This window comes from Photobacterium sp. Ph5 (genome assembly GCF_022129445.1).
Taxonomy (GTDB): domain Bacteria; phylum Pseudomonadota; class Gammaproteobacteria; order Enterobacterales; family Vibrionaceae; genus Photobacterium.
The window spans coordinates 1-11,155 of record NZ_JADQAQ010000080.1 but is presented as its reverse complement, the minus strand read 5'-3'; the positions used below and the strand labels follow the sequence as shown (position 1 = coordinate 11,155).

Annotated in this window: 10 protein-coding genes; 3 read left to right on the top strand and 7 right to left on the bottom strand. The window is 37.7% G+C overall.

The features are described from left to right. The 6 genes from I3259_RS19265 to I3259_RS19240 all read right to left on the bottom strand — a co-directional run. Nucleotides 1-697, bottom strand: a 697-nt coding sequence (locus I3259_RS19265; protein WP_238031315.1) for a potassium channel family protein, incomplete at its 3' end; no start/stop codon positions are given. A 170-nt stretch (nt 698-867) separates the two neighbouring features. Further along, nucleotides 868-1,614 carry a 3-deoxy-manno-octulosonate cytidylyltransferase gene (kdsB, locus tag I3259_RS19260; protein ID WP_238031314.1) on the bottom strand — a complete coding sequence of 249 codons (747 nt, stop codon included), beginning with the start codon at nt 1,612-1,614 and terminating at the stop codon, nt 868-870. Beyond that, nucleotides 1,614-1,793: a Trm112 family protein gene (locus tag I3259_RS19255; protein ID WP_238031313.1), complete on the bottom strand. Its 180-nt coding sequence runs from the start codon at nt 1,791-1,793 to the stop codon at nt 1,614-1,616. The genes kdsB and I3259_RS19255 overlap by 1 nt, the downstream gene beginning before the upstream one ends. Next, nucleotides 1,774-2,808: a tetraacyldisaccharide 4'-kinase gene (gene lpxK / locus I3259_RS19250; RefSeq protein WP_238031312.1), complete on the bottom strand. Its 1,035-nt coding sequence runs from the start codon at nt 2,806-2,808 to the stop codon at nt 1,774-1,776. Before lpxK ends, I3259_RS19255 begins: the two co-directional genes overlap by 20 nt. Beyond that, nucleotides 2,808-4,565 (bottom strand): lipid A ABC transporter ATP-binding protein/permease MsbA, encoded by a 1,758-nt coding sequence (msbA, locus tag I3259_RS19245; RefSeq protein ID WP_238031311.1) that lies wholly within the window; start codon nt 4,563-4,565, stop codon nt 2,808-2,810. The genes lpxK and msbA overlap by 1 nt, the downstream gene beginning before the upstream one ends. A gap of 166 nt (nt 4,566-4,731) precedes the next feature. Then, nucleotides 4,732-7,041, bottom strand: a complete 2,310-nt coding sequence (locus tag I3259_RS19240) for a DNA internalization-related competence protein ComEC/Rec2 (protein ID WP_238031310.1) — start codon at nt 7,039-7,041, stop codon at nt 4,732-4,734. Nucleotides 7,042-7,072: 31 nt separating this feature from the next. On the opposite strand from I3259_RS19240, the gene I3259_RS19235 reads away from it, so the two are divergent. The 3 genes from I3259_RS19235 (at nt 7,073) to I3259_RS19225 (ending at nt 9,712) form a co-directional block, all read left to right on the top strand. Then, nucleotides 7,073-7,597: a DUF2062 domain-containing protein gene (locus I3259_RS19235; protein WP_005367135.1), complete on the top strand. Its 525-nt coding sequence runs from the start codon at nt 7,073-7,075 to the stop codon at nt 7,595-7,597. A 294-nt stretch (nt 7,598-7,891) separates the two neighbouring features. Beyond that, the gene (locus I3259_RS19230) at nt 7,892-8,452 is read left to right on the top strand and encodes a DUF308 domain-containing protein (protein WP_238031309.1); all 561 of its coding nucleotides are present in this window, start codon (nt 7,892-7,894) and stop codon (nt 8,450-8,452) included. 591 nt (nt 8,453-9,043) lie between these two features. Then, the gene (locus I3259_RS19225; protein ID WP_238031308.1) at nt 9,044-9,712 is read left to right on the top strand and encodes a DedA family protein; all 669 of its coding nucleotides are present in this window, start codon (nt 9,044-9,046) and stop codon (nt 9,710-9,712) included. Between the two features lie 247 nt (nt 9,713-9,959). Here I3259_RS19225 and I3259_RS19220 read toward each other — a convergent pair whose 3' ends face one another. Beyond that, the gene (locus I3259_RS19220; protein WP_238031307.1) at nt 9,960-10,511 is read right to left on the bottom strand and encodes an outer membrane beta-barrel protein; all 552 of its coding nucleotides are present in this window, start codon (nt 10,509-10,511) and stop codon (nt 9,960-9,962) included. Nucleotides 10,512-11,155: the final 644 nt, after the last annotated feature.

Here is an 11,155-nt window from a genome sequence, read left to right as displayed (position 1 = left end):
CACCGATGCCAGAGAAATTATTAACCTTGGCTGAGTCTCGCTGGTAATCAGGTAAAATTAAACCTATAAATATAAAGTTATACATTGCATGTAATATCACCAAGGCTTTCGCATCATGCCCGATTGGTGCCATGTGCCCATACCCTATTGTTGTCGCCGTAATAAAACTAAAATATATCGCATCAAAATTTGAGACAAGATTGCTCACGCCACCTGTCGCTTTATATAAAACAGCAAAACCTAAACAGACTTCGATATAATTAATAACTAACATTAAAAATGAACGCTTTTTAGATATTGGCGGGCTATAGATATCTGAAAGAAAAATGATACTTAATAAATAAAGCAACGTTTCTAATAGTAAATAAGATATAAATAAAATAGCGAATGGTGATGATTCAAGGTTAAAATTAAAAATCAATATCGGTGTTATTAATTTAATAATTACATAAACTTCGGAACATATTTTCCTTGCTAATAAACCAAACTTACCAGAGATATGTCGAATATACAGCCCAGGAAAAATATATGATGATAGAACAAGAAAAATTTTGAATAATCTTTCAATGCCAAATGTATTTTCTTTTTCGTCATTCCAGACTTGTTTTACATGATCATTTTGATTTTTTATCGCAGGTTTTACGTAGCGAAAATCAGTGCTCCATTGGCTTAAAAATAACTTCTTAATAAATGCCATGGATTCCTTCCTTCTTATTTCATCAAAACCATTAAACCAAGTGACGTTAACACTGTAACACTTATAACTTACTACTTTGTATTTAACAGATATAAAGCCTGATCTCTATTCCATAATCAAGACAAATAAAAAAGCCTAAACAGTGTTTAGGCTTTTTTGTTATTGTATTTTTAACCTACGATCTGACGGACTTTTTCTAGATCTTCTGGTGTGTCAACACCTGGCGCTGGCGCATCAATCGCCACATCAACGTGGATCTTCTCACCGTACCAAAGAACGCGTAGTTGCTCTAGAGATTCAATTTGCTCTAACGCACTTGGTTCCCAATTGATGTAGGTTTTAATAAAACCTGCACGGTAGGCATAAATACCAATGTGACGTAGTAAATTGTGGTGAACAATACGTGGCTCTTTAGCAAAGTTATCACGATCCCACGGAATAGCGGCGCGGCTAAAATAGAGCGCATAACCGTCTTTATCGGTAACCACTTTTACTGCGTTTGGATTAAACACTTCATTATGGTGATCAATTTCAACAGCAAGTGTTGCCATAGGTGCGTCTTTATGTGCAATATTATCAGCAACTTGTCGAATAATAGTATCAGGAATAAGAGGCTCATCTCCTTGTACATTAACGACAATATGATCATCGGCTAACTGATACTTCTCAACTACTTCAGCTAAACGCTCAGTACCTGATTCATGATCTGCACGTGTTAAACACACCTCACCACCAAAACCTTTAACGACATCAACAATGCGTTGATCGTCAGTTGCCACAATCACTTGATCAGCACCAGACTTTAGCGCTTGCTCGTAAACCCACTGCACCATTGGCTTACCAACAATATCTGCCAGCGGTTTACCCGGTAACCGTGTAGACTGATAACGCGCAGGAATAATAACCGTGAATGTCATTATTTAACCTCATCAGAGCTTAACGTACGTGCTTCTGGCTCAAGTAAAACTGGAATGCCATCATTAATAGGATAAGCTAAACGATCAAATTTACATACAAGCTCATTATTTTCTTTATCGTAATTCAACTTGCCTTTACATACAGGACAAGCAACGATTTCAAGCAGACGGTGATCCATACGTTTCCTTTACCTCAATGATCCGTTTAATAATGTCTGTTGCCTGAGGCTGACCGATATCTGCATTAACAGGTAAATACCACCAGTTATCTTCAGCAAATTCGTAGCACTTCACGGCATCTTTTTCAGTCATTACTAAATGTTGCCCTTGATGGGCTAACTCTAACAATATTTGTTTTTCAAATGCTTGATGATCAGCAAAAGGCTGACACAACACAGGCGTTACACCTAATTGATTTAGGGTAGAAAAAAAGCGTGGTGGATGACCAATACCAGCTATCGCTACGATATCTTGTAAGTCACGTACCGAACATCGCTTACCTGTTTTTACATTAATTAACTCTGTTGGGATTAATGTCATTGATGCTTCATTCGCTTGCGCTGAACCACCATTACAAATAAGAAAATCAACGTCTTTTAAGCGTTCACACGTTTCACGCAACGGCCCTAACGGTAATAAATGCTCGTTACCAAAACGACGTTGACCATCAATGACTACGATTTCAATATCGCGTTCCAATGCATAATGTTGAAGACCGTCATCAGTAATGATCACATCAACATTGTGATCTAATAGCATCTTGACGGCTTCACTGCGTTTAGGTGCAACAGCTACAGGCGCGTGCGTTCGGCGCTGAATTAATACTGGCTCATCACCTGCAATATCTGTGCTGGTTGTTGCTTCAACGAAATATGGATAATACGGCGCTTTACCACCATAACCACGTGAAACAACACCCGGTTTTAGCCCCTGAGCTTGAAGTTGTTCCACCAGCCATACCACAACCGGCGTTTTACCGTTACCGCCTGCGGTAATATTACCGACTACAACAATAGGAACCGGCGCTTTATACGCTGCTTTTTTTCCTGTGGCATATTGTTGCCTTTTATTTTGGCTGATCACGCCAAATAATCGACTTAACGGCCAGAATATAGGCCAAAGCAGAATATAAAGTAACAGCATCCACCCTTTAGGCGGATACTGAAACCACATTTTTTCGATAAGGGATGCCATTAGTCACCAAATTGGATACGGTGAAGTTGTGCATACGCACCATCATGGCTGATTAACTCAGTATGTGTTCCACGCTCAACAATTTCACCATCATCAACCACTAGGATTTGATCCGCATTTTCAATCGTTGATAGACGGTGGGCAATAACCAGTACCGTACGATCTTTTTGAAGTTCATCAAGTGCACTTTGTATTGCACGCTCAGATTCAGTATCCAGTGCCGACGTTGCTTCATCAAGAATCAAAATAGGCGCATTACGTAACAATGCACGAGCAATGGCAAGACGTTGACGTTGACCACCCGATAAACTAACACCATTTTCGCCAATAATCGTATCTAACCCTTTATCCATGTCTTTAATAAAGTCCATGGCATAGGCAAGCTCTGCGGCACGTTCAATATCTTCACGGCTAAAAGCATCGTGGCTTGCATAAGCAATATTATTCGCAATCGTGTCGTTAAATAAGTGTACATTTTGTGAAACAACCGCCACTTGATCACGAAGGTTGGCTAATTTGTAGTCGCGGATTTCAACACTATCGAGATTAATTTCACCAGAATCAATATCGTAAAAACGCGTTAGCAAGTTCGCAATAGTACTCTTACCCGAACCTGAACGCCCAACTAAGGCCAGCGTTTTACCTGCCGGTAGAGTAAAGCTGACATCACGCAATGCTGGAGTATCTTTGGTTGGGTAAGTAAAGGTAACATTCTTAATCTCTACATCGCCTTTCACACGCTTAACTTCAACATTACCGTTATCATTTTCAGTTTCTAAATCCATTAATTCAAACAGAGTATGACATGCTGCCATACCACGTTGGAATTGAGATGTAACGTTAGTTAGCGCTTTTAGTGGGCGCATTAACCCGAACATTGCACCAAATACAACAGCAAAGGTACCTGGGGTTAGTTCTGCACGTAATGAAGGTGTATTGGCTAAAATAAGCACCACAACTAAAGCAACAGATGCAATAACCTGAATCACTGGGTTAGCAATCGCTTGAGCAGAAACAAGCTTCATACTCTGACGACGCATTTGATTACTCACATTATCAAAGCGTTCTTTTTCGACTTGCTGACCACCGTAGCTTAATACTACTTTATGACCTTTTAGCATCTGTTCTGCAGATGAGGTAACAGATCCCATCGCATCTTGCATATCTCGCGAAATTTTACGAAAACGCTTTGATACAATACGAATACTGATTGCAACAACAGGCGCGATCACAATTAAGATTGCTGATAACTGCCAACTATTCCAGAACATCAATGCCATTAGGCCAATTATTGATGCCCCTTCGCGGACAATACTTACAAGTGCACTACTGGTAGCAGAAGCAACTTGCTCTGAATCATAAGTAATACGAGATAACAATGCCCCTGAAGATTCTTTATCAAAAAAAGCAACAGGCATTTTCATGAAGTGTTGGAATAACTGACGACGCAAACTCATCACGACGTTACCAGAAACCCAAGATAGACAGTAAGTGGAAACAAATCCACTCACACCACGCAAGATCATTAAGCCAATTAAATAGATTGGCATCATCGCTAGGAAGTCAGAATCGATTTTATCAAGCCCGCCAAAGCTTTCATCAAGCAACGGCTTGATCATTGAAAGCATTAAGGTATCACCAACCGCATTGATGATAAGCGCGATAATTGCAACAGCAAGACCAGCTTTATAAATGCTAATATAGGGCCATAAACGTTTGTACGTTTCGCTTGATGATTTTTCTGTTGATTGAGTCATGAAAACCAATTTATTTCTAATACAGTTTTTATATTCTACCCTTAACTTCCCGCTCTACCAAATTTGTACTTCATCCTTTTGAAAAATTTATTTTTCGAGCAAAAAAAACACAACTTCGAGGTGTATTTTACTTTTCTTATTAACTCTCTGATTAAAAACACAACAATCATAACCAGTTAGGGCGGTACCATTGTGTAGCGGGCCGTTTTCGCTCTGTAATAACCTGGTAGTTTTGATCGTTAATCGTAACGCTTACCTGACCCGATTTTCCTGTTGATAACCATTCAATCCCTCGTTTCTGATACCTCGCTTTAATACTTTTTGCAGGCAAATTCCATGTGTTATAAAAGCTCGTTGAAACTATCGCTAATGAGGGATTAATCGTATCAATAAATGTATGTGTTGATGAAGTTTTACTACCATGATGAGGCACTAACAAAATATCAGCGTCCAGTGTTGGTACATTTTTTAACATCATCAACTCGGCAATCGCATCAATATCACCCGTTAATAACACAGATGGACCTTGAAGGTTACTTGCCTGAACATGGATAACGCATGAATGAGGATTTCGAGCATGATATACGCGTTGCAACGGCCATTGAACAGTGAAAGTTAAACCTTGCCAATACCATTTTTGATCTTTCTGGCATGGCAAATAACCCTTCTCAAAGTTACTACTGTACTTATATTGCGGTGATAACTTTTCAATAATGATTGTTTTTCCACCCGCATGATCACTGTCATCATGACTAATAATTAAATAATCTAATTTCTTTATACCTAGCTGTGCCAGAATCGGTAAAATAGTGGTTTCAGCAACCGCCCTATCCTCCCAGCGATTCCCTGTATCATATAAAACAGCCTTGTCATTTTTAATAATCAATACCGCTAATCCATGCCCAACATCGAGTACCAACATTTTCCAATGCGGCTTTTCCGGCTCTTTGATTAACCAACACAATGTAATTACTACCACAGAGCTATATAACCACTTAAATGAAGATAAAGGCAATAATATCAATGCCACAAAAATAACGATGGCTCCCCAAAGTAAAGGCGTTAGGTTCACTGATAATGGATACCACGCACCTTCCAACCATTGGATCCCTTCAATGATAGGAATTAAAGACCAGTCAGCACATTGCCAAAGCAATGATGATACAGGTGGAAACCATAACGTAATTAATGCCAATAGCACCAAAGGAACAGTAACGATAGAAACTATAGGAACGGCAACAGCATTAGCAATAGGAGCGACCAACGATACACCACCAAACCATAACCATTGTATCGGTAACATTAATACCAATAGCCAAATCTGTATTTTTAGCAGTTGTAGTAAAGATGTTTTAATGCTCTTGTTTGAGAATCTGTTATCACCTCCCTTCGCACCAGCAAAATAACGCTGCCCTAGCGTAAACAGTATTAAAACACCAACGGCATAAAATGATAACCAGAAAGAAGCACTATAAATAGTGAATGGCTCAATGAATAAACTTAATGCGAGCGCAGCCAATAATAGTTGCCAATGTCGCCAATACACGCCAGTCGTTTTCAAGATCCCCAAAAAAAGACACATGATTAATGCACGTATGGTCGGCGTAGTGAAACTACTTAACCACGCATAGGAAAATGCAATACATAATCCTGTCAGCATCGGTAACCAGATAAAGTAACTCTTCTGCGGCAAGAAGAGCTTACATTTTCGGCCTATTTGCCATCCCAATAACATGGCAAGTGCAATGTGTAACCCTGAAATAGCTAATAAATGAGCCGTTCCACTGTCTCTTAAATGAAGCCAATCTACTTTCGTTAACCCACTTCGGTCACCAAACGCTAATGCTAATAGGTAAGCTTTATTCGGCATATTTTCGACATAACTTAACGCCTTATCATAAAATAGCTGTCGCCAAGTTATTCTTGATGGAAGTAATAATGGAAGCGATGATAATCGATGACGCACCACAGCCTTACCGTGAATATTTCGACTCACAGCATATTGTTCAGCATCAAACCCTGCTTGATTTACACGCCCAACAATTCGACTTAACTTAACAGGTAGGCGCCAAATCTGACCTTGTTTTAATGTTGGTGCATCTGGCCAGATCAGCAATAACTTATGAGATGAATTCAAAACAGGAATATCAGGTGAAGAATGAAAATAATTATCAACAACCTCCACCTCAATATTTGAAATTGGTATATTTTCATTTATTACAGCACTAATACGAACATTTATGATAAGATTTGTGCGATTTAGCGGAATGTCTTCAACTTTTTTAAGGTATTGTTCGGCACATAACACCGCTAGAAAAGCACTTATTGAAAACCAGAAAAGAAAATGGTTTTTACAATAATAAAAAATAACAAGACTGACTATTATTGCTGTCATATACCACCAGTACGGTGGTAAAAATGATAACCAATACAGTGAATGAAAACCTATTGCGATACCTAATGCTATTTGTAACATACTGTTATCGCCATTTTAATAAATATTAATTATGCCTAGACATCTTATTAAAAAGTTCTTACCAAGCCATGAAGTAATTAAGCGCCAAAAAGCACTTAAGATCTTTGGTAATGTACTTTATAACCCGAACTTATGGTGCTTAAACCGTCGTTCTGCGTCAGGTGCATTTGCCGTTGGCTTATTCATGGCTTTCGTCCCACTTCCTAGTCAAATGATTATGGCGGCTGGTTTAGCTATTTTATTTGGTGTAAATCTGCCCCTTTCAGTTGCTCTAGTCTGGGTAAGTAATCCTGTAACTATGCCTGTTTTATTCTATGGTGCTTATAAATTAGGTGCTTGGGTATTAAATAGCCCTCATGTTGCTTTTCATTTTGAGCTTTCATGGGACTTTCTACTTAACCAAATGAGCCAAATTGGTCCCCCATTTTTACTTGGCTGTTTTATTTGCAGCGTAGTATCAGCGCTTATCGGCTATTTTGGCATCCGTAGTTTATGGCGTTATTCTGTTGTTAGAAGCTGGAATAAACGTAAATTCCGAATTGGCAAGGCTCACTAATTCCAAGACTTTTTTAATATAAAGAATCAAAAGCCTCTATGACGAGAGGCTTTCGTCTTTTCTCTCTATTTTTTAGATCAAAAAAACACATTTAATCTTTCTCTTGTTTCATTTCTCACAGTTTTCACTGCCAATTCAACCTTCGTTGATACTCATGGCTCAATCTATCTATATGTTGTATTCAAAAACTTAAATTGCTGTTTACCTGTGGAATTTTACTAGCTAATCAAATAATTGTGTCTAGTATTAGTGAAAACATTTAAATTACACATTTTTACTTTTAAGGTATTTATTATGGATAATCCAGTGAGTTCAATGCTTAGCAAAGGCTGGAAATGGTTTATTATTGTTGGTGTTATTGTCGCATTAGCCGGTGTTTTTGCAATTAGCTTACCGATTGCAGCTGGCATGACAATCACAACAATTATCGGTACGATTTTCCTTGTAATTGGTCTCGTACAGGTCTACCACACCTTTAGTATTCCTGATTGGAAAACTAAAATTTGGTACGTTATTAGTGCGCTATTTTATTTAATTGGCGGGTTATTTATTCTAAGCCAACCTTTTATTGGCTTAGTGACTATCACTGTACTAATGATTGCCACAATGATTTTCAACGGTGTTACTCGTATGCTATTTGGCTTTAATAGCCGTAAACACCTTGCAGGTTGGCGTTGGATTGTAATTAGTGGCTTAATTTCTACGGCAATTGGTGTCTATTTCTTTACTCTGATGAATAATCCTGAGTTCTCCATGTCATTACTGGGTATTTTTGTTGGTGTATCACTACTATTTGAAGGTTTCAGCTTTATTTTCATTGGTACCCAAATGAAGAAAGTGATTAAATCTAAATAGTCTTAAAAATAATTAAGCCTAATGCCTCAGTGATTATGTTACTGGGGCTTTTTTCGCTATCTATTTAGTAAGTTCGCAATATTTATACACAACTAAACGTTTGCTTTTAGATTGGATTTTCAGTACTAATAACGCTGCAGATCACCTTAACTTAAGATAAAGCAATGCCGTGTATTCAACGATTATACGTTTTCTTATTATTGCTCTGTTGCGCTTTTTTTCATCACAACGTGTCTGCAAAAGCTAATGATCTGATAACAACTCTGTACCTAGAACAAACAACACCAATAACGTCTGTTGACCCCTATCTTTTATCTTCGACGCAGCGCTACCGTACTTTACTCTCATTACCTAAACTGGTGAGCGTTACATTATCTCATCAACGTGATCATTTGCTTGCTTTGTTACAACAAAAGAGTAATGTTTTACTCACTTACATATTGATACCTATAGAAAAATCTTGTTTAAAACGAAAAAAACTTTTACCGCTTGCCAATTTTCAATTTCGTTTTACGCATAGCCGAGAATTGCTGTTTCGCTAACATCACTCGACTTCTTATTTTTATACTTTTATTACAAGGACACGCATAGATGCTTGATTCATTTGTATCTATTTTTTCTGCGCTCTGGCACCAAGATTTTGTTGCATTACAAAACCCAGAAAGCATAATAATGATTTATGTTTGTGTAACATTCGTTATTTGGTTAGAAAGTGCATTTTTACCAGCAGCTCCTCTACCTTGTGATAGCATTGTTATTCTTGCTGGCACATTAGGTGCGATGGGGATCATCGATTTTAAATTGATTGTTTTTTTATTAATCGTGGCATCAGCTATCGGTAGTTGGCTAGCTTATTTACAAGGTCGATGGCTTGATCACCTACCAAAAGTAAAAGGTTGGGTGAATATGGTGCCTCCTCATCGAATGCAGACTGTAGATAATTTGCTTATCCGACATGGTATTATTGCGCTGTTTACCGCGCGATTTATTCCTGTTGTCCGCCCTTTACTACCTTTAATGATGGGATTTCGGATTAAAAATCAAGCTCACTTTTTCCGTTTTGCTTGGTTAAGTGCTACCGCTTGGGTATTACTATTAACCGGATTAGGTTATTTATTAACGCTTCTTCCTGAAAAGATTGCCAAAGTAACAACAATGATATTAATGGTAGCGCCATTTATTACCTTAGCCATTGCGATTGTTAGCTTATCAAGCAGTTGGTTACTAAAGCGCTTTAAGAAAAACAAAGCTATGTTGTAACAAGTAGTATCTAACAAAAGTCTGTTTACACTCTGCACAATAAAAGTGAGGGATAAGCAGACTTTTTTAGTTATAGGCATATACAATCAGTGTTTCGTACCTCATTGACTTTGTATCATAAACAACATGCTAATATTTTAATAAATCAAAGGTTTATTCCACTATTTCGCTATCATGCCACCCATTTTTAGATACAAAAAAACCCGCTAAAAGCGGGTTTTTTATTACACCGTAATACTGTTTAAACTTAGAAGTAGAAACGAGTACCGAATACGATGTTTGTTAAGCTGTCTTTAGCTTTGTCGCCATCGAAGTCGATGTCGTCAGTAGCAATGTTGTAGTTAGCTTCAGCAGTTAGAGCAACGTTAGGGTTAATGAAGTATTTAACACCCGCAGCTAGTTTGATGTTAAGAGCCCAAGAGTCACCATCTTTACCAAGATCTCCGTTAGAGCCATTAACTTCATCGTAGCTTAGACCAGCTAATTCAGTTGCAGCACCTACGTAAGGAACCCAGTTAGTTGAGTTTACGAAGTTGTACTCAGTGAACACACCTAGCTTACCGCTGATTGCATCATTTTTATCTTGAGCACGAACAGAAGCAGTACCACCCACTTCCCAGTTATCTTTTACGAATGTACCGTAAGAACCGTTTAGGTTTAGATCCCAACCGCTACCTAGTTTAGCATTACCTTGAACACCTAGTTCTTGAGTACCAGCTGGAAGTTGAACTGCTGCTTGTGCTGCTACAGGAGCTAGAACAGATAGAGCCACTAGAAGGCTTAGTGCATTCTTTTTCATTATATTTCCTAATTGTTTTTACTTTTAAACAAGCTGCCTACTTAACTACCGTTCTTTTACTTCATTACTAAAAAGAGAAGTTATAGACCGTATACAACAGCATGTATCCATAAATCAGTGGCGACAAAATTAGCACGCAGTTTCATGACTGTTAAATGAAACAACTTAATTAATCTCCAAATGAACACCATTCACAATTTATAAGAAAAAAAGTTCAATTTTTCAGTTGAACAACGCCCCAAAAGAGCAAAAAACAACCAAAAAGAAGAATAAAAACACACGGTAAAAAATAAAATAAAAATAAAATTCACAAAAAAACATAAAATGGCGAGTGTTTTTTATTTAATTGATCAAATAAAAACCAGTCCAACCATAAACTAAGCAATTTTATACCGCCATTTTATATGCTTTTATTTTCTATTATTTAAAAACAGTAAAATTAAAGGTTATCAACCAATAAAAGCACAAACAAATACGAAATCACCTCGATTAAATTAACCCTCACTTTAAATTTGTTCATTTTCGAGAGTTGTCATATGACAAATAGGTTGATTATCGCATTCATCATTAATCTAGTGCCCCTTTATTCTAAACAAAAATGTATGGTCCGCCCCGTTATTGCAACTACAATATTAGTAATAACG

What these genes read in the sequence shown, in the direction of transcription:
- kdsB (WP_238031314.1), bottom strand. Translation starts at nt 1,614, where the DNA reads ATGACATTCACGGTTATTATTCCTGCGCGTTATCAGTCTACACGGTTA.
- I3259_RS19255 (WP_238031313.1), bottom strand. Translation starts at nt 1,793, where the DNA reads ATGGATCACCGTCTGCTTGAAATCGTTGCTTGTCCTGTATGTAAAGGC.
- lpxK (WP_238031312.1), bottom strand. Translation starts at nt 2,808, where the DNA reads ATGGCATCCCTTATCGAAAAAATGTGGTTTCAGTATCCGCCTAAAGGG.
- msbA (WP_238031311.1), bottom strand. Translation starts at nt 4,565, where the DNA reads ATGACTCAATCAACAGAAAAATCATCAAGCGAAACGTACAAACGTTTA.
- I3259_RS19240 (WP_238031310.1), bottom strand. Translation starts at nt 7,041, where the DNA reads ATGTTACAAATAGCATTAGGTATCGCAATAGGTTTTCATTCACTGTAT.
- I3259_RS19235 (WP_005367135.1), top strand. Translation starts at nt 7,073, where the DNA reads ATGCCTAGACATCTTATTAAAAAGTTCTTACCAAGCCATGAAGTAATT.
- I3259_RS19230 (WP_238031309.1), top strand. Translation starts at nt 7,892, where the DNA reads ATGGATAATCCAGTGAGTTCAATGCTTAGCAAAGGCTGGAAATGGTTT.
- I3259_RS19225 (WP_238031308.1), top strand. Translation starts at nt 9,044, where the DNA reads ATGCTTGATTCATTTGTATCTATTTTTTCTGCGCTCTGGCACCAAGAT.
- I3259_RS19220 (WP_238031307.1), bottom strand. Translation starts at nt 10,511, where the DNA reads ATGAAAAAGAATGCACTAAGCCTTCTAGTGGCTCTATCTGTTCTAGCT.